Annotated in this window: 19 protein-coding genes; 4 read left to right on the top strand and 15 right to left on the bottom strand. The window is 58.0% G+C overall.

Annotated features, from left to right (window positions below):
* Positions 1–6: 6 nt before the first annotated feature.
* The 9 genes from K3169_RS05790 to K3169_RS05750 all read right to left on the bottom strand — a co-directional run bounded on the left by K3169_RS05790 (position 7) and on the right by K3169_RS05750 (position 8,550).
* On the bottom strand, positions 7–597 hold the full coding sequence (locus K3169_RS05790) for a type II secretion system protein J (RefSeq protein WP_122394973.1): 591 nt from the start codon (positions 595–597) through the stop codon (positions 7–9).
* Entirely contained in the window at positions 594–959 is a 366-nt protein-coding gene (locus tag K3169_RS05785) for a type II secretion system protein (protein WP_122394972.1), read from the bottom strand. Before K3169_RS05785 ends, K3169_RS05790 begins: the two co-directional genes overlap by 4 nt.
* Positions 956–1,405 carry a type II secretion system minor pseudopilin GspH gene (gene gspH, locus K3169_RS05780; RefSeq protein ID WP_099270926.1) on the bottom strand — a complete coding sequence of 150 codons (450 nt, stop codon included), beginning with the start codon at positions 1,403–1,405 and terminating at the stop codon, positions 956–958. The genes K3169_RS05785 and gspH overlap by 4 nt, the downstream gene beginning before the upstream one ends.
* Positions 1,406–1,407: 2 nt before the next feature.
* Positions 1,408–1,845 carry a type II secretion system major pseudopilin GspG gene (gene gspG, locus K3169_RS05775; protein WP_122394971.1) on the bottom strand — a complete coding sequence of 146 codons (438 nt, stop codon included), beginning with the start codon at positions 1,843–1,845 and terminating at the stop codon, positions 1,408–1,410.
* 18 nt (positions 1,846–1,863) lie between these two features.
* Complete coding sequence (gspF, locus tag K3169_RS05770; protein WP_231675208.1) at positions 1,864–3,066, bottom strand: type II secretion system inner membrane protein GspF; 1,203 nt, start codon at positions 3,064–3,066, stop codon at positions 1,864–1,866.
* A 3-nt stretch (positions 3,067–3,069) separates the two neighbouring features.
* Positions 3,070–4,518 (bottom strand): GspE/PulE family protein, encoded by a 1,449-nt coding sequence (locus tag K3169_RS05765; protein ID WP_122394985.1) that lies wholly within the window; start codon positions 4,516–4,518, stop codon positions 3,070–3,072.
* Positions 4,519–4,523: 5 nt separating this feature from the next.
* Positions 4,524–6,410, bottom strand: a complete 1,887-nt coding sequence (gene gspD, locus K3169_RS05760; RefSeq protein ID WP_122394984.1) for a type II secretion system secretin GspD — start codon at positions 6,408–6,410, stop codon at positions 4,524–4,526.
* A 62-nt stretch (positions 6,411–6,472) separates the two neighbouring features.
* Positions 6,473–6,901 carry a pilus assembly protein PilZ gene (locus tag K3169_RS05755; protein WP_411567027.1) on the bottom strand — a complete coding sequence of 143 codons (429 nt, stop codon included), beginning with the start codon at positions 6,899–6,901 and terminating at the stop codon, positions 6,473–6,475.
* The gene (locus K3169_RS05750; protein ID WP_099270928.1) at positions 6,898–8,550 is read right to left on the bottom strand and encodes a lipoprotein UxpA; all 1,653 of its coding nucleotides are present in this window, start codon (positions 8,548–8,550) and stop codon (positions 6,898–6,900) included. Before K3169_RS05750 ends, K3169_RS05755 begins: the two co-directional genes overlap by 4 nt.
* A 232-nt stretch (positions 8,551–8,782) precedes the next feature.
* On the opposite strand from K3169_RS05750, the gene K3169_RS05745 reads away from it, so the two are divergent.
* Positions 8,783–10,804, top strand: a complete 2,022-nt coding sequence (locus tag K3169_RS05745; protein WP_263270553.1) for a PhoX family protein — start codon at positions 8,783–8,785, stop codon at positions 10,802–10,804.
* A 51-nt stretch (positions 10,805–10,855) separates the two neighbouring features.
* Here the strand turns inward: K3169_RS05745 and gspK are convergent, their stop codons facing one another.
* The gene (gene gspK / locus K3169_RS05740) at positions 10,856–11,818 is read right to left on the bottom strand and encodes a type II secretion system minor pseudopilin GspK (RefSeq protein WP_231675206.1); all 963 of its coding nucleotides are present in this window, start codon (positions 11,816–11,818) and stop codon (positions 10,856–10,858) included.
* 160 nt (positions 11,819–11,978) lie between these two features.
* Here gspK and tatA point away from each other — a divergent pair, with 160 nt between their 5' ends.
* Genes tatA through tatC form a run of 3 tightly spaced genes read left to right on the top strand, consistent with a single transcriptional unit; the run spans position 11,979 to position 13,242 of the window.
* Complete coding sequence (tatA, locus tag K3169_RS05735; protein WP_049826930.1) at positions 11,979–12,188, top strand: twin-arginine translocase TatA/TatE family subunit; 210 nt, start codon at positions 11,979–11,981, stop codon at positions 12,186–12,188.
* On the top strand, positions 12,188–12,478 hold the full coding sequence (gene tatB, locus K3169_RS05730; RefSeq protein ID WP_122394966.1) for a Sec-independent protein translocase protein TatB: 291 nt from the start codon (positions 12,188–12,190) through the stop codon (positions 12,476–12,478). Before tatA ends, tatB begins: the two co-directional genes overlap by 1 nt.
* Positions 12,475–13,242: a twin-arginine translocase subunit TatC gene (gene tatC, locus K3169_RS05725; RefSeq protein ID WP_122394965.1), complete on the top strand. Its 768-nt coding sequence runs from the start codon at positions 12,475–12,477 to the stop codon at positions 13,240–13,242. The genes tatB and tatC overlap by 4 nt, the downstream gene beginning before the upstream one ends.
* Before the next feature lie 35 nt (positions 13,243–13,277).
* Here the strand turns inward: tatC and K3169_RS05720 are convergent, their stop codons facing one another.
* The 5 genes from K3169_RS05720 to K3169_RS05700 all read right to left on the bottom strand — a co-directional run bounded on the left by K3169_RS05720 (position 13,278) and on the right by K3169_RS05700 (position 19,005).
* Positions 13,278–14,234 (bottom strand): alpha/beta fold hydrolase, encoded by a 957-nt coding sequence (locus K3169_RS05720; protein WP_263270550.1) that lies wholly within the window; start codon positions 14,232–14,234, stop codon positions 13,278–13,280.
* Positions 14,235–14,585: 351 nt separating this feature from the next.
* The gene (gene lpxC / locus K3169_RS05715) at positions 14,586–15,497 is read right to left on the bottom strand and encodes a UDP-3-O-acyl-N-acetylglucosamine deacetylase (protein ID WP_027900249.1); all 912 of its coding nucleotides are present in this window, start codon (positions 15,495–15,497) and stop codon (positions 14,586–14,588) included.
* 112 nt (positions 15,498–15,609) lie between these two features.
* A complete protein-coding gene (gene ftsZ, locus K3169_RS05710; RefSeq protein ID WP_027900248.1) occupies positions 15,610–16,797 on the bottom strand; it encodes a cell division protein FtsZ in 1,188 nt (395 codons plus the stop codon).
* Between the two features lie 67 nt (positions 16,798–16,864).
* Positions 16,865–18,124 (bottom strand): cell division protein FtsA, encoded by a 1,260-nt coding sequence (ftsA, locus tag K3169_RS05705; RefSeq protein ID WP_027900247.1) that lies wholly within the window; start codon positions 18,122–18,124, stop codon positions 16,865–16,867.
* Positions 18,125–18,138: 14 nt separating this feature from the next.
* On the bottom strand, positions 18,139–19,005 hold the full coding sequence (locus tag K3169_RS05700) for a cell division protein FtsQ/DivIB (protein ID WP_027900246.1): 867 nt from the start codon (positions 19,003–19,005) through the stop codon (positions 18,139–18,141).

The following is a 19,005-nucleotide window of genomic DNA, read 5'->3' as shown; positions in this document are numbered from 1 at the left end:
ACCGGATCACAATGAGCTATCCGGCAAATTGAAGGTGCAGACATAAGGCGCTCCATGACGCTCGAATTCGAGTCGCACACCCCGATTGGGCTGCTGGGCGACCGATGAAGGAAACGCCAGCCAGCGGGTTCCCTGAAAAAAACTGAACTGGACCTTATCGACGTCATCCAGCCGCTCCCGGCGCTGCCATCGGGCGACACTGGCAGCATAAAGATCGCCCGAGGTGGAGACCTCCAGACTGCGCTTACCCGGGCTGAACTCAAGCCGCTGTCGTTGCAACCGCGACTGTCCGTCAGTGTCGGGCCAGGCGGTCAGTGCCACCCAGTCGAGCTGCCGGGCTGCAGGCTTCCAGTCCAGCCAGTTCACTGGCAGTGGCAGGCGCTGTTCGTACAATTGGCGCAGGACCATGCCGTCCAGCCTTCGCTCCAGCGCCAGACAGAACTCCAGCACCAGTGGCTCGTTTCCTGGTTCGGCAAGACGCTCACGAACGCTCAACCAACCATTGACCAACGCGGCAAGCATCACGCCAAGCACGGCTGTCAACGCCATTGCCACCAGTAATTCGACCAGGGTCAGGCCATGTTCCGGTCGCCTCATGGCCGCACCAGAAACAGAGTGAAATGTCCGAGCGGCTCGCGCTCATCGCGAGCGGCAAACAGTACCAGTTCGCCCCGCCTCAAGTTCTGCACGCGCGTCATGCCCAGATCCAGACGCCAGTAGCAGGTCATCTCACCCTGACGCAATTCACCACGCACCTGATTAATCTGCGGCCAATACCGCTCGACCCCAAATCGCGCTTCCAGTTCACGCGCACATAGACTGCCCAATCGATGCTGTTGAACCGACTGATGAACAGCGATGCGCTGGCGCAACATTTGACTGACCATCACCGCCATCACGGCCGCAATACCCAGAGCGACCATCACTTCCAGCAATGTAAAGCCGCCCTCGCGTTTCATGGCAGGCTCACCTGAACAAGGCTGTTGTCAGTGCGCCATTCCCAGCGCTGCTGTCCTTCGGGCCATTGCCAGTTCAGCGTCACAGGCCTTGCCACCCCGGCAGGCGTGAACACCACCTGTGGCTCAGTGGACACTGGCCAGTCTGCCGCCAATTGCGCTGGCCAAGGCTTGAGTCGAGTCGGATCAACCACCCAGCGCGTCTGGTCCCGGTCCTGCTGCAACTTAACAAATTCGGGCTGACGACCATTCCAGCGCAATCCCAACACCTGACCGCTGTGCCGGGCCTGCGCGGCGCGGATTCGCGCCTCGACCGACAATTGCTGCAAGGCTTGCTGCATCGGTGCCTGACCTGAGTCCAGCCATGCAACACTCATCGCACTGAACAAGCCGATTATCAGCAACACCACCAGCATCTCCAGCAGCGAGAAGCCTTGCGAGAACTTCACGATCAGAGGTTCCAGTTACCGATATCAGCGTCGGTCCCCTCGCCATGCGACGCGCCGTCAGCCCCCAGCGAATAGATATCAATACGTCCATGCTCGCCTGGAGCACGGTAGTGGTAGGGGTTGCCCCAAGGATCATCTGGCAGACGCCGGATGTAACCATCGGCGCGCCACGAGCGTGGCAGTGGTTCGACCTTGGGCGCGCTGACCAGGGCGGTCAGTCCCTGCTCGGTACTGGGGTAACGCAAGTTATCCAGACGATACATATCCAGGGCCTGTTCCAGCGTGGACAGATCAGCCAGGACCTTCTGGCGCATGGCCTTGTCCTGATTGCCGAGCACGCTGGGCGCAACGACTGCAATCAGCAAACCAATGATGAAGATCACCACCATGATTTCCATCAATGTGAAGCCGCGCTGGCGCTTTTGATTCAGAGGGGGCATCAGAAAACTCTCCATGGATTAAAAAGCGAGCCCTTGATTGAGCTGCATGATCGGTAACAGCACGGCCAGGACGATGAACAGCACCACACCGCCCATCACCAGAATCATCAGTGGTTCGAACAAGGCCATTAGCATGTCCACGTGCCGGGTGAAACCGCGTTCCTGGTTGTCCGCGACCCGTTCGAGCATGTCCGGCAAAGTCCCGCTGGCCTCGCCACTGGCAACCATGTTGAGTAGCAGTGGCGGGAAATGCCCGGCGGCATTCAGGGCGCGATGCAGGCTGACACCACCTTCCACTTGTTCACGAACGATGGTCAGCGTGCGATGTATTTCACGATTGCTGACCGTCGCTGTCGCAACCTGCAATGCCTCAAGCAACGGCACTCCACTCCCCACCAGAATCGCCAGGCTACGCGCGAGCCGCGCACTCTCCAGCACCGTCAGCAAGGCCCCGACTTTTGGCAGCCGCAGCAAGCTCCGATCAAGACGCAAACGCCAGTGCGGCTTGCGCAGCAGATATCCGGCAGACAGCGCGGCAAGTACAGTCAGCACCAGTAGCCAGGGCCCGACGTTGACCAGCCCGCGGCTGATGCCGATCAGCAGTTGGGTGACCAGTGGCAGAGCTTGTCCGGTATGACTGAACTGCTCGGTGAGTTTGGGCACGACGAATGTCATCAGGCCAACCACGACCAACAGCGAAACCAGCATCAACACCGCCGGGTAGATCATCGCGGTCCGTGCCTTGTGTCGTTGCCGCTGTACCTGTTCGAGATGCTCGGCAAGGCGATCAAGTACCGGCGCCAACTTTCCGGAACGCTCCCCCGCTTCCACCAACGCGCAATACAGACCGTTGAACAAACCGCCTTGACGACGCAGGCTTTGCGCCAGGCTGTGCCCTTCGCCGAGAGCGCCGCGCACCGCCACGAGCAAGTTGCGAATCGCAGGCTCGGCAAGCTGGCGCTCAAGCGTCGCCAGGGCATCGACCAACGGAATGCCGGCACTTAACAGCGTCGCCAGTTGCCGCGTCAGTTCGCACAACTGGCTGTAATTGAGGCGCTGCCCGCGAGGGCTGCGAGACGTCGAATCCTGAATCTGCAACTCGCGCGCAAACAGCCCCTGCTCACGCAACAATTGCCGGGCATGGCGTTCGTTCTCCGCCTGAATGCTGGCCTTGCGCGAACGTCCGGCGGGATCAAGGGCCTGATAGCGATAAGTCGGCATGGATTAGCCCCGAACCGCGCGCAGCACTTCGGCGAGGCTGGTCTCGCCGCGTCGCAGGCATTCACTGGCCATGGCAGCCAGACTCTGTCGCTTGTCAGCCAGATAATCATGCATGGCAACTTCGCTGGCACCGTCGTAAAGCAGGGCGATCAGTCCCGCATCCAGCTCAATGAATTCGTACAGCCCCATCCGCCCGTCATAGCCGCTGCCCTGACAGTCTTCACAGCCTTGTGGATGAAAGCTTTCGGTCAAACCAGACAATTCTGGCCACAAACTGCGCTCAGCTTGCTGCAGCGGATGTGCGGTAGCGCAATGACACAAGCGGCGTACCAACCGTTGCGCCAGCACTCCCTTGAGGGTCGAGGCGATCAGAAAAGGCTCAATGCCCATATCGCGCAGACGGGTCACGGCGCCGACGGCACTGTTGGTGTGCAGCGTGGAAAGTACCAGGTGGCCGGTCAGGCTGGCCTGCACTGCAATTTGCGCCGTCTCCCGATCCCGGATTTCACCGAGCATGATGACGTCTGGATCCTGACGCAGAATGGCCCGCAATCCATTGGCAAACGTCATCCCTGCACGCGGATTAATCGCGGTTTGACCAATGCCGGTGATGGCGTATTCCACCGGATCTTCCACGGTCAGGATGTTGCAGGAGCCATCGTTCAGGCTGTTGAGACTGGCGTACAGGGTGGTGGTTTTGCCCGAGCCGGTCGGCCCGGTGCTGAGTACGATACCGTTGGGTCGCAGCAGGCAGGCGCGCAGACCACTCTCCACTTCAGGCGGCATGCCGAGGTTGGTCAGATCGAGCAGGCTAGCCTGTTTGTCGAGCACGCGCATCACCACACGTTCGCCGTGAATCCCCGGCAACGTCGAGACCCGTATGTCCACTTCCCGCCCGCCGGAGCGCAGCGTAATTCGCCCATCCTGAGGTTGACGCTTTTCAGCGATATCCAGACGGGCCATGACTTTTATGCGCGAGACCAGCATCGTCGACAGAGCACGGGGCGGTCGCAATACTTCACGCAAATGACCATCCACCCGCAGACGAATGACCAGCGTGGCCTCGAATGTCTCTACGTGGATATCCGAGGCACGCAATCGCAAGGCTTCACCAAACAGGCCGTTGATCAAGCGAATCACGGGGGCGTCGTTGTCGTTCTCCAGCAAGTCCTCGATCTTCGGGAGCTCACTCATCAGGCTATCCAGATCGACCTGTTCGCCGATGCCCTCAATCAACGCGGCGGTGGCCGATTCTCCAGACTGATACAGGGCGCCGAGCCGGGCCTCGTAGTCCGGCGCCGACAAATGTTCGACGAGGTTCGGCACCCCGTGGACGCGAATAACCTCCTGCAAAATATCGGTGTCGCCGCCGGCCCGCAGCAGCAATCCCCAGCCGTGCGGCGCAGGGACTTTCGCGACACCGGTCTGCCGCGCAACGCGATACGGCAGCAACGCAGTCACCATGAGCCTTGTTCCAGACGGTCGCGGCTGGCCGGGAACAGCTGCAGCAAGTTGTCGCCATCAGCCAGGGCGGGCAAAGCCAACGAGGTGCTGGCTTTGAGGTTGCTATATTTCTCGCTGCTGAGTTGCGCCAGGGTCTGACCGTCGCGCACGATGCGCGGACGGATAAACACCATCAGGTTCTGTTTGACCCGCCTTGTGGAGTCGGAGCGAAACAAACGGCCCACCACCGGAATATCACCCAGCAAGGGCACGCGCTGATCACTGGTGGTCGACTCATCCCCAATCAGACCGCCGAGCACCACCAGGCCGTTGTCTTCGACCATGACCTTGGTTTTGATCTCACGCTTGTTGGTGATGACATCGCTGGCGGAAGTGCTTTCGGCGATGGACGAGACCTCTTGCACAATGTCCAGGCGCACAGTGTTGTCGATGTTGATCTGCGGTTTGATGCGCAGCTTCACACCCACTTCCTTGCGCTCGATGGTCTGGTACGGGTTGGCGTTGTTCTGGGTCACCGAACCGGTCACGAAGGGCACTTCCTGACCAACCAGTATCGACGCCTCAGCGTTGTCGAGGGTCAACAGGGTCGGAGTCGATAACAGGTTAAAACCACTCTGGCTTTTCAACGCGTTAAGCAGCGCGAGGAAGTTAAGCCCGCCGCCACTCAAGTTGCCAACTCCAGCCGTGACGCCTTGCACCCCGGACAGTAACTGCCCTAGCCCCGTCGTGTCATTGGCCTGCGCGAGCGCCCCGACAGCGGTGACGCTCGCGGCATTACCGCCGCTGAAATTAACGGCACCGCCACCGAAGTTGTCGCCTTGAAACAGCCATTGCACACCCAGCTCCTGAGCACGTGTGTCGGAGACCTCCGCGATGATTGCTTCAACCACCACTTGAGCACGACGAATGTCCAGTTGCTCGACGATGCTGCGATAAGCAGTCAAATCGCTGTCGGGGCCGACCATCACCACCGCGTTGGTGCCTTCCTCATATTCAATGCGAATCCCGGAGGTACTGACCGGCGCGGCTTTTTCGCTCTCCTGCCCTCCCGCTGTCGGGGCGGCCGCCTCCTGGCTCAGGCCGCGTAACACCTTGACCACTTCAGAGGCGTTGGCATGGCGCAGATACATCACCACGGTGTTGGAGTTGTGCAGCGGGTCCTGAGGTTTATCCAACTGTTTGAGCAGCGCTCGCACGCGCTCGCGACTGTCGACACTGCCACGCACCAGCAACGCGTTGCTGCGGGGGTCGGCCACTACCTGAGCACTGTCAGCTCCCTGCTCGCGCGCCAGTAAACGGGTGACCAGTTGTGCCGTGTCATTGGCGTTGGCGTTCTTTAACGGCAGAACCTCCAGCGGCTCCTGGCTCACTTGATCGAGCTGTACCAGCAGGCTGTCGATACGATTGAGGTTGCTGCGCCAGTCTGTGATCACCAGCAGATTGGCCGACGGATACGGTGTGATCACTCCCACGCGCGGATCGATCAATGGCCTGAGAATGTTGAGCATCTGTTCACTGGCCGCATTGCGCACGCTAAATACCCGAGTCGCCATGCCGTCATTGCCCCGTCCGGCTTCAGGCTTTGACTCCACCGGCACCGGTTCCAGACGTGCGGCCTGATCAGGGACGATCTTGACGCTACCGTTGGGCAAATCAACAGCTGCAAAACCCTGAGCACGCAACTGCGCGAGAAAAATATCGTAGATCTCATCGCCGCCCAGCATCTCATTGCTACGCACTGTTACTTTGCCTTGCACCCGCGGGTCGATGATGAACGTGGTGTGGGTGATCCGTGAAACGCTGTCGATGAACTCGCTGAGCTCGGTATCAACGAAGTTGACTTCGTACAATGGTTCTTCTTCTGCGCGGGCCCCGGTCATTGCCAGGGCGCACAGCAAAAGAGCCAGACGCAGCGGTTGCTTGAGGCAATCAATAGTCATGCTTATCCCTGTGGCTTGAAGCCGAAAGACGGACGCTGAGGAGGCCAGACCAAACGTTCGCGCTTGCCGCGGTTATCAAGCACAAGCCCCAACTCGTCGATGTCATGCAGGACGATCCCCGGGGCCAGTTTCTGACCACGGGCGAGGCTGCGTTGGCGTTTCTCAAAACTGAGCACCACAACCGTCGCGCTCAGCGGGCTGGCCTTGAAACCGCCTAGATATTTGATGTCGAGCGTGGTCAGCGGCAGCTCATTGCTCAGGACGGGACCGGCTTTCCAGTGCTGGCTCAACAGTTGCGCAACCGGAGCACTGGCGCTGCTGAACGGCACCGGTTGCGCCAGTCCATGCCAGACTTGAAGTACGCACTGGGCCGCCAGCCAGCCAAGCAGAATCACCAGCACGATCTGGCTGGTCCCGCTCAGGCGACTCAAATGGCCGACTCGCGTGGGTGCCAACCGGGATGGCCTTGCACGTAGCGCATTTGCGGCAACTGCAAGCGGCTGATTTGCCAACCGGTCGGTCGCTCGCGCAGCCAGGCTTCAACGTGCTGCCATAGTGGCTGGCCCGCTTGTGCATCAAAGCCCAGTCCAAACGTGCGGCACTGGCCTGCAGGTTCACCCAGGCCAGTGACCCGTTTTCCGCTGGCGCTGTAAGTGACCTGCCATGGCTGGCCTTGCCAACGCGGCAAGTCCTGGCTGTTGTCCAGCAACAATGGCTCACCGAACAGTTGCTCAGCGGCATTTTCCAGCACCTGCGGGACTTGTTTGGCAGAGACACTCACCACCGGCGCGGGGTAGCTGGCGGTCAGGCTGATCAAATGTTCGCGGGTAATCATCTGCCCTTGAGCCAAGGGACTGTCGTAGCGCAAACCGGGTAGCAATACTGAACTGTCCGGGCGCTCTGCCAATGCGTCATGCAGCAGCCGGTCCCAACTGCCGCCGCGTACATCACGCCGCCACAGATTTTCCGGAGCGCTTGCCAACGGCTGGTCGAGCCAATTGGCGTGAGCGGCCCGCTGCTGTTGCGTAATCAGTCGAATGCGCTGGACATTAACCTGGTCGCCAGCAGTCAAGCTGGTGGCTACCGCGGGATGAAAGCGGGCCGCAAACTGCCATTGCCCGGCGACTTGCTGGCAACGAATACGGAATGCACCACTGGCCCGGGTCCCGGCAAAAACCACCGGCACCCGCTTGCCTGAGGCCTGCAAGATGTCCACTGGAGTTGGCCAGAAATCCTGACCGCGAGCGCACAACACCAAATCTACCTGCGCCAGGCGCTCCGCCAGCCAGAACCCTGGCCCTGTACCCACGTCCGCAAGAGCGATGACCAAATCAGCATCGGCCCGTGCGCGATCCAGCGCGGGCTGCAAGCTATCGTGCCATTGTTTGAGTGAGGCTTTCTGGTCCCGTGCATAGGGATCGGTGATACCGACCACGGCGATGCGGATTCCCCCTCGGCGAAAAAAGACAACTGCTTCAGTGCCGAGCCGTTGACTGATATCGGCGGCCAGACCGGCCCCTAATACTGGATGACCAAACTGGTGGTAGAGACCGCTGCAGCGTTGTGGCCAGAGCAGACGCTCATCGCTGCTGACCCGGACCTCTGTACCGAGCAATGCGCTGCCTTGAGCGCCCGAAAGACCTTGGGTGAGATAAGCCAGGCCGCTGCCATTCCAGCATTGGCCGTTTTCCAGAGTGAGGCTTTTGCCTTCTCCCGCTTCACTGCGCAAACGTTGCAACAGCGAAGCCAATACAGGGTAGCCGCCGGTTTCCAACGTCTGACCAATGCCTGCATCAAGCAGGCTATTGAGAGCGTGTTGGTCATCCCCCTGAACGCGGGCGTTCGCTCCACTGATCCACGGGGCCTGCCCAATCCGCGTTGCTGGCCCGATGCGAGTAGCGGGAACCACGGGGCGGCCCGGCTGACGAGCATCAAGCGTGTCAGCCACATACAGTAGATCCACACTACTGCTTTCAGCGACAGCGCCTGATCCCTGAAGGCTTGAGCATGCCGACAGCAGCGGAGCAAGTGCTCCCGCAGTCATCCATCCCAATACATCGCGCCGAGCCATTGATGCCATTGTTCTCACACCCTGAGGGTAACTCTTCACAGGGGCGGCATATTGGCGCTCAAAAATGACAGTTTGAAGGCAATTTCTTGAACGGGCGCATCATTTATCGACTGTTACAATTCGAAATAACCTGAGCGTTTTTTAGATGATTTCTTAATAAAACTGCCGCCGAATCATCACACTCGACTTCTACAGTCCCGGTTCCTTTTCAAAACCATCTCTCATAAAAAGGACCTGATGAATGAGTCGTGATACCGGCGATAACCAGAACCGCAATCTGAGCGCCAATGAACCGATGTCGTCTGTTCTCGACACTTACCTGAGCCGCCGAAGTGTCATGCGTGGAGGCCTGGGTGCTGCCATTGCCATGATTGCAGGAACTGGCTTGACGGGTTGCTTTGACAGTAGCGACGACAACTCGTCGCCTACACCGGATCCAGTCAATAAGCTGGCCTTGGGTTTTACTTCAATCCCTGGCTCACGCACTGACGCAGTCACCATTGCGGCTGGTTACACCGCATACGTATTGGCGCCATGGGGTACTCCGCTTAACAGCACCGCCGCCCCATGGAAAAGTGATGGAACCAACACTTCCACTGATCAGGCCAACTCCGTCGGAATGCACCATGACGGCATGCATTTCTTCCCGATCAATGGCAGCTCCACTGAAGGCTTGATCGCCATCAACTTCGAATACATTGATCAGGCTGCCCTGCATCCTGCAGGCGCGACGCAGGTCAACGGCGTTCGTCCGGTCGAAGAGGTACGCAAGGAAATCAACGCCCACGGCGCAGGCGTAATACGTGTTCGCAAAACCGGCAACCGCTGGCAAGTTGTGGAAAACGACCCACTGAACCGTCGTTTCACCACCGCATCGGTCATGAACCTGTCCGGCCCTATGAAAGGCACCGAATACGTCAAAACCAGGTTCTCAACTGACGGCAGCCAGACGAGAGGCACGAACAATAACTGTGGCAACGGGTATACCCCTTGGGGCACTTACCTGACTTGCGAAGAAAACTGGCCCGGTATCTTCGTCAATACGGGTACTCGACCGGCTGATCAGGTCCGGATCGGCGTCGCCACCAGCGCTGGCAACTATCGTTGGGAGACTGCTGCCGGTGACGCCTCGGAGGTCAACGATGAGTTTGGGCGTTTCAACATCACGCCAAGTGGTGCGACAAATGTCGACGACTACCGCAATGAAGCCAGCACCTTTGGTTATATCGTTGAAATCGACCCCTATGACGGCACGACTCTACCTGTCAAACGTACCGCGCTAGGGCGCTTCCGGCACGAAGGCTGCTGGCCCGGACTTACCACCGTAGGCAAGCCAGTAGTGTTCTATATGGGCGACGATTCCCAGAACGAATACCTCTACAAATTTGTCTCCACGGCCCTTTGGGAAGCGGCAGATGCCACGCCGAGCAATCGTCTGGCCACCGGCGCCAAGTACATGGACAGCGGCAAACTCTATGTTTCACGTTTCAACGCAGACGGCAGCGGTGACTGGCTATTACTGGATGTGATCACCCCGACCGCCGATGGCAGCACACTGGGGGCCAAATTCACTGATTTGCCGGGCATCATTCTGAACACTCGTGGTGCGGCAGATGCAGTGGGCGCGACCCCGATGGATCGTCCGGAATGGACAGCAGTAAACCCGCTTAACGGCGATGTTTATCTGACCTTGACCAACAACACCAGTCGCACCACCGCAAACGCGGCCAACCCGCGTATCAACAACCGACACGGTCATATCATTCGCTGGCATGACGCAGACAGTCAGGTGTCGTTCACCTGGGACATTTTTGTCTTCGGTGCCAACGCCGCAGGAACAGCGGACATCAATCGCTCTGGCCTGACCGAACTGAACCAGTTCGCCAGTCCAGATGGCATGACGTTCGACAGCCGGGGAATAATGTGGATCCAGACGGACAACGGCGAATCCACCCTCACCAGCTACACCAACGATCAGATGCTTGCGGTTATTCCGACAAATCTTGTCGACGCCCAAGGTAAGCAGATTCCGGTTAACGCCCAGAATCAGACAGAACTGCGTCGTTTCTTCGTCGGCCCCAATGGCAGTGAAGTGACGGGCATCACATTCACGCCTGACAACAAGACGATGTTCGTTAACATCCAGCACCCAGCTAACTGGCCATCCACGGATGTCGCCACTGACGTCACGGTTGGCACCGTCCGTCCACGAGCATCCACAGTGGTTATTCAACGCGCCGATGGCGGCGAGCTGGCAGTCTGAAGTTGCGGGCTGCACGCCGGGATCGTCCCGGCGCGCAGCCCGCTCGGTCTGCTACCTGCCCACTTGCCGCTCGCGGATCACAATCGCCTGGGCCGGCACTCGACTGTGCCACTTCACCACGCCCAACGCCTCGATTCGGTATTGACTGCGAAATACCTGGTCGTCCAGCCGCACCTCCAGTTGCAACAGAAACTGATCGCTGTTGAGCTGCAAGCCTTCGCTCAGTCTTGCGAATGCCTCGTCATCCATTGCTCCCATAGCTTCGCGCAACCCAATAGCATCGCTATAACCGCCCGCAGGCCTGGCGCTGATCAGGCGAGTCAGCTGCGCACGGCTGATTTCCCCCTCGTACATAGCCTCCAGCAACGGCAGTTCATCGAGACTCAACGCATTGGCATTCAGACGCCAGCCGGACGTGTCCGGCAGTGCACACAGGTTGCGATAGCGTTGCTCCCGGCCTTTGTCAGCAGGCAACAGTAAGTTCAATTCACTGGTATCAACCATCATTTGATTCGCTGCCAGCCGTGACGGTGACAAGCGCAGGTATTCACCGTCTTCGGCACCTTGTGAGCGACTTTGATGGTCAGCATCCAGCCAGTCGGCAAGTCTCTGGGTAAGGAGCTCGGCAGCCATATCGTCACCCAACAGGTAGTTCAATTGCCTTTGTGCACGCTCAGCTTCTGGCCCTATGAGGCTGTTGACGTTGAAGCAGCGATGCAGATCCACGATCCGAATACTTGCCTTGCCGCCCTTGAAATCGTAGCTCAGCGGCTGACCACGCAAGGCTTGCCAGAACAAAGGGCTGGCACGCCAGGCCGGGTCTTTTAACGCCTGCCCGGTGAAAGCCAGCGCAGCGCTTTCAACTGATCGGGCTTGTACGCGCTGTTGCAATAAACGCACGCTGTCGACCTCCTGGCGGCCCTGCTCGACCATCCATGTCAACCCGGCGGCAAGCATTGCCAATACCAGCAACGCCATCAGTAATGCCGCGCCTTGCTGTTTGTTGCTGTTCATTTTCCAGCCTGCATGTTCAACGTCAGGCGCCAGTCAACACCGATAATGTTGCAAGCAGGTGGCAGGCACTCGAAAACAACTCAAAACCTTAACCGGCTCGTCACAATCTGCCGCCAAAATGCTCGTTTATATCTAAAAATCAATAACCTGGAGCGTACTCGTGGGCGGAATCGGAATCTGGCAACTGGTGATTGTGCTGCTTATCGTGATGATGTTGTTTGGCACCAAGCGTTTGAAGGGACTCGGCGCGGACGTAGGCGACGCAATTAAAGGCTTCCGTACATCCATGGGTTCTGATGAATCCAAAACAGAAAAAGGCTGCCTGAACGACAGCACTCCGACATCCAGCCAGACGGAACATAAACACTGATGTTCGAGATTGGTTTTACCGAGCTGCTGCTGGTGGGGACGGTTGCTTTGCTGGTGCTTGGGCCGGAACGCCTGCCCAAGGCAGCGAGCACTGCGGGGCGGTGGCTGGGACAGTTCAAGCGCGGGCTAAATGGTATCAAGCTGCAGATGGAGCGCGAGCTGGATGCCGAACAATTGCGCAAGGAACTTGACCATCAGCCGTTACGTCAGCTTGAACAGGAACTGCGCGAGGGTGTGCGTATGGACATGCCTGGCCCCAGCGCAACCGCGTCCGGACAACAGCCGCTATGAGCACCTTCGAATTTGGCGAGGCACTGAGTATTACCGGGCACTTGCGCAAGTTCAGGACGCTACTTTTGCGATCCATCCTGGTCATCGCTTTGCTGTTCGTCGGCCTTTTTCCGTTCGCGCAAAAGCTTTACACGTTCATATCCGCACCACTCAGGGCGTTCCTGCCCGAAGGCGCGAGCATGATCGCCACCAGCGTGACTTCTCCATTGATGGCGCCGTTCAAGCTCACCATGATGGTTGCCTTGTTCCTGGCCATGCCGATAATCCTTCATCAGGTATGGGGTGTCATCGCTCCAGCGGTTTACCGCGAAGAACGACGCACTGCAATATGCCTGATGGTCGCCAGTGTTTCGCTGTTTTACGGAGGAATGGCCTTCGCGTTCTATCTGGTATTTCCAATGATGTTCGGGTTCTTCGCGAGCGTGACACCCGATGGCGTGGAAATGATGACGGACATCGGTCTATATCTGGATTTCATCCTCGCGCTGTTTCTGGCATTCGGGCTGGCTTTCCAGATTCCGGTGGCGACCTTCCTGGTCATATGGGCAGGCTTTATAGACGTTCACACGTTGAGCAAGAGTCGTCCGTACGTAATCGTCGGGTGTTTCGTCGTGGGTATGCTGCTCACACCGCCAGATGTGTTCTCGCAGACCATGCTCGCAGTACCTATGTGGATGCTTTTCGAACTGGGCCTGCTGGCGAGCAGGATGGTTTGCAGACCCAGGCAGCGAACGGATATCCCGGGGGAAACGCAGGTTCTATAGACGCAGCAGGCCGACGCTCCTGTAATAAGGAGCGACTACTGTTTTGTGTCTAGAAACTCCATCAGGACTTTCAACATTTCTTGAGGGGCTTCTTCCTGGGGATAATGTCCCGCGCCGCTAATAACACGGGCAGTCACATTGGCCGCAACCGGGTCCAGCATCGCTTTGAGTCCACCGCCGCGTGCGAACTCACCACCCACCGTCAGCACGGGCATTGTCAGCGGCACAGCAGCATGCTTTTTATTCTGTTCGATTGTTTCCGGGATAGCCCTGTAATAAGCGAAACCAGCCCGCATCGCCCCGGGTTTGGAATAAGCGCGGACATACTCTTCGGTTGCCAGATCGCTCGGCCTGTAAGCAAAGCTATTGAACAGCCATTCTAGGTAGATACGTTCCTTACCCTCAATCAGCGCTTCTGGCAGATCCACAAGTTGATTGAAAGCGAAGTGCCAGGAGCGTAATGGATCAAAGCCGGGTATGCCCGCTTCAGAAAGCACAATGCGCGTAATGGCATCGGGATAGTTAGCCGCCATCGAGTAACCAATCCACATCCCGACATCATGCCCGACGACTTGATAAGTCGAATGCCCGAGCTGTTGCATCAGCTCGTGCAAATCGCGCCCCATATTATCCGTATCGTATCCGGCCACGGGCCTGTTCGAGTCGCCCAAACCTCGCGGATCAACGGCTATGACAGTGAATTTCCGGGCCAGCTCCGGCATGATCTTGTGCCAGGTATATGCGGTCTGGGGCCAGCCAGGAATCAGCAAAAGCGCAGGTCCTTTGCCACCCGCGACGTAATGCAACCGCACTTTATCCTGATTAACAATGGCGTAACCGTCTCGAAAATTGCAGCTCTCGCAGGTCGCCAGCATCGAAGCGGCATTCGCCGCAGACTCGCCAATCGGCAGCGAGCCCGACAGCAAGCCAATGCTCAGAGATAGCGAAAGAGTGGAAAGTAATGAACTCCCTTTAGGGGGTGGAAATTCCATGATTTAGTCTCCGTCAGGATAAGCAACTCAAAGGAGTATCGAAAAGCAGCACAGCTGCTAATACCCAACGAGCGACTTTGGACGAAGGCCTCAGGAATTAATGTGAGAAACAGCCTCGCTGCACGTAGGACAACTCCTAAAGAATAGCTCAGGGGAAGCTTTGAGCTGGACGCATCGAGGAAATACTGGCCGACTAAAGGAGGACCTAGGCAGATACTGCTGCGAAGTTTGACGATCAGACTTCAAGTACCTGGCTTACGGGGACCCTGGAGAACAAAAACTGACAATAAAAAAAGGCCGCCCGAGGGCAGCCTTTAAAAACATCAAAAAGGAAGGAGAGTAGAGCTGACCTTACACGGCCGCTACAGGGCGCATGTAAGAAATCGGTGCAGTACTGGCATCTTCGAAGGTCACAACTTCCCAAGCGTCTGTCTCTGCGATCAATTTACGCAGAAGGCGGTTGTTCAGTGCATGCCCCGACTTGAAGCCAATGAACTCACCTATCAGGCTGTTGCCCAGGAGGTAGAGGTCACCAATTGCATCAAGAATCTTGTGTTTGACGAATTCGTCCTCGTAACGCAGGCCGTCTTCGTTCAGTACGCCATCCTTATCAACCACGATGGCATTTTCCACACTGCCGCCGAGTGCGAGGTTGTGCTTGCGCAGGTACTCGATGTCACTCATGAACCCGAAGGTCCGGGCACGGCTGACTTCCTTCACGAAGGAAGTGCTGGAAAAGTCCACGCTTGCACTTTGGGTGCGATCGCGGAAGACCGGGTGATCGAAATCGATCTCAAAACTGACTTTGAACCCTTCGAAAGGCACGAAAGTAGCGCGTTTACCGCCCTCTTCCAGCGTGACTTCCCGCAGGATCCGGATGAATTTTTTCGGCGCGTCCTGTTCTTCCAGGCCAGCCGACTGAATCAGGAATACGAAGGGCCCCGCGCTGCCATCCATGATTGGAACTTCGGAGGCAGAGAGTTCAACGTAAGCGTTATCGATGCCCAGGCCAGCCATGGCCGAGAGCAAATGTTCTACGGTGTCGACTTTGACATCACCGCTGACCAGCGTGGTCGACAGAGTGGTGTCACCGACATTTTCCGCGCGGGCAGCAATATGCACGACGGGGTCGAGGTCAGCACGTACGAACACGATACCGGTATCCACAGGTGCAGGCTTGAGGGTCAGGTAAACCTTCTCCCCGGAGTGCAGACCGACACCTGTGGCACGGATAATATTTTTCAGGGTGCGTTGTTTAATCATGGCATTGGCCGCTTCAGCGCAAGTTGCGAACTGGTATCAACAAAGGCTGGCGATAATAGCAGACCCGGCCTTTGCTGAACACCAATCACCCTAATACCCCTGATACATTTCATCAATCAGCCTGACGACGCAGGAAAGCCGGGATGTCCAGGTAATCCAGATCGTCATTCGGGCTCATTTTTGCGGCTGTGGCGCCTGCGTGAGCCTGATTGCGCATCACGGTAGGACGATCCAGGTCGCGGTAGTTGACCGAAGGGGCTTCCTGACGAGCGGCAGCAGGCTGAGCCTGAGACGGCTGGGCAGTTTGCAGCGTGTTGTCGATAACCTTGACCGGCTTCTCGATTTTCGCGCCCAGACCTGTGGCAACCACAGTCACGTGCAGCTCGTCGCGCATGTCCGGATCGATAACAGTACCGACCTTGACCATTGCGTGCTCGGAGGCGAACGCTTCGATGATGCTACCCACGTCCGAGTACTCACCCAGAGACAGGTCAGGACCGGCAGTGATGTTGACCAGGATGCCGCGAGCGCCCTGCAGATTGACGTCTTCGAGCAGCGGGTTACGAATGGCTGCTTCAGTCGCTTCACGTGCACGGTTCGGACCGCTGGCGCAGCCAGTGCCCATCATCGCCATACCCATTTCGCTCATCACGGTACGTACGTCGGCAAAGTCGACGTTGATCATGCCCGGACGCTTGATGATGTCGGAGATACCGCGAACGGCACCGGCCAGTACATCGTCTGCCTTGGCGAAAGCCGACAGCAGGCTGGCGTCTTTACCGAGGATGGTCAGCAGCTTCTCGTTAGGAATGGTGATCAACGAGTCGACGCTTTCAGACAGCATGCGAATGCCTTCATCGGCGATCTGCATACGCTTGCGACCTTCGAACGGGAACGGACGAGTCACCACCGCTACGGTGAGGATGCCCATTTCCTTGGCCACTTCAGCGATGATCGGAGCTGCACCGGTACCGGTACCGCCGCCCATGCCAGTGGTGATGAAAACCATGTTGGTGCCCTGCAGAACTTCTGCAATGCGCTCACGATCTTCCAGAGCAGCCTGACGACCTACTTCAGGGTTGGCGCCAGCGCCAAGACCTTTGGTAACGCCAGTGCCCAGTTGCAGGATGGTACGCGCGCCGATGTTTTTCAGCGCTTGAGCATCGGTGTTCGCGCAGATGAATTCCACGCCTTCGATGTTGCTCTTGACCATGTGATTAACGGCGTTGCCGCCACCACCACCCACACCGATAACTTTGATTACCGGGCTTTGCGGGACGTTGTCTACGAGTTCGAACATTTTCCCTCTCCTTTCATTCTCTAGTTTTTTTGCCTGGTGCCCACTGCTGCCATTACTGCTTTGAGGCTTAGAAGTTGCCTTGCACCCAGCGCTTGAAGCGTTCAAGCACTGGAGCTTTAGGCTCATCTCCATAGCCGCTACTGCTACTACTGATGCCAGACAAAGAGAAACCGTCAGACTGCTTTTGCAGGCCGTACAGCAACAAGCCGACACCGGTGGAATAAATCGGGTTACGCACGACATCTGCGAGCCCTTTGACGCTATGCGGCACACCCAGGCGCACCGGCATATGGAAGATTTCTTCGGCCAGTTCGACCGCGCCTTCCATTTTCGAGGTACCACCGGTCAGCACTATGCCGGCCGGGATAAGATCTTCGTAGCCACTGCGACGCAGTTCCGCCTGAATCAGGGTGAACAGTTCGTCGTAGCGTGGCTCGACCACTTCGGCCAGCGCCTGACGCGACAGCTCGCGCGGTGGACGGTCGCCGACGCTTGGCACTTTGATGGTTTCACCGGCACCGGCCAGCTTGGCCAGGGCGCAGGCGTAACGGATCTTGATTTCTTCGGCGTATTGCGTCGGTGTACGCAACGCCATAGCGATGTCATTGGTGACTTGATCACCGGCAATCGGGATCACCGCGGTATGGCGAATCGCACCCTCGGTGAAGATCGCGATGTCGGTCGTGCCGCCACCGATATCCACCAGACACACGCCCAGCTCTTTTTCGTCGTCGGTCAGAACCGAATAGGCCGAAGCGAGCTGCTCCAGAATGATGTCGTCAATTTCCAGACCACAGCGACGCACGCACTTCTCGATGTTTTGCGCGGCGTTCACTGCGCAGGTCACCACATGCACTTTGGCTTCCAGACGTACGCCCGACATGCCCAGTGGCTCGCGAACGCCTTCCTGGTTATCGATCACGTAATCCTGCGGCAAGGTGTGCAGCACGCGCTGATCAGCCGGAATCGCAACCGCCTGAGCAGCGTCAAGTACACGCTCCAGGTCCGCCGAGCTGACTTCACGATCGCGGATCGCGACGATGCCGTGGGAGTTCAGGCTGCGAATGTGGTTGCCCGCCACGCCGACGAACGCCGAGTGAATACGGCAGCCCGCCATCAGTTGGGCTTCCTCCACTGCGCGCTGGATCGACTGCACGGTGGACTCGATATTCACCACCACGCCCTTCTTCAGGCCGCGGGATGGATGGGTACCGATACCGACGATTTCCAGCGTGCCATCGGCCGCGACTTCGCCTACCAGCGCCACCACCTTGGAGGTGCCGATATCCAAGCCAACGATCATTTTGCCGCTTTGCACGTTTGCCATGGTCCTGCCTCTTGTCAATTCTTCGCGACGGCGGGTTTGTCCGTCGGGGGCGCTGCCTGCTCGCGCCACCCGACGGCAAGGCCGTTGGAGTAACGCAGATCGACGCGCGCAATATTCGTGATCTGTTCTTTAAGCGTTTTGTCGTAAATGGCGATAAAACGGCGCATTTTTTCTACAAGGTGATCGCGTCCCAGCAACAGCTCGATACCGGGTCCCGCACTGCCCGCCCCCGTGGTCAAAAACCAGCTGCCACGTTCACGTAATTCCAGCCGAGCGATGGAAAACCCCATTGGGCGCAACATCTGACTCAACACCTGATACTGCTGCATCACCTGCTGCTGGGCCCGCTGCGGGCCAAACAATTGCGGCAGGTGTTCGTAATTGGCCAGCTCGCGTGGTGTAAATGCTTCGCCCTGATTGTTGAGCAAAGCTTCATCACCCCAGCGCGCCACCGGCAGTTGCTCCTCAAGACGGATCACTACTTGATCCGGCCATACACGCCGTACTTCTGCGTGAGCAATCCATGGCATCTTTTCCAGCTCGCTGCGCATGGCAGCAAGGTCGATGGTGAAGAAGCTCGCCGCGACATAAGGCGCGATCCGCTGCTGCACCGCCTGCTGGCTGATATAGCTCAGGTCGCCCTGAACGTTGATCTTGGTGATGGGCCGGTCCGCATAAGGCAGCAACCGCTGTGCGCCCTCGTAAACGCCGTAGCCCAGCGCAACCATCAATATCAACCAACCCAGCTTCTTGAAGAAACCGCCTACTTTGGCTTTCGGCACACGCGCCGAAAGCGGCTCTCTGGTCACCGTGCGACTGGCACCACGCGGCACCGGCTTGCGGCCGGATGCTGGAGGCTGATGACGCGCCGTCGCGTTCAT

Origin of the sequence: Pseudomonas phytophila (assembly GCF_025643095.1) — a bacterium.
Lineage (GTDB): Bacteria > Pseudomonadota > Gammaproteobacteria > Pseudomonadales > Pseudomonadaceae > Aquipseudomonas > Aquipseudomonas quasicaspiana.
This window is presented reverse-complemented; position numbering and strand designations above follow the sequence as displayed.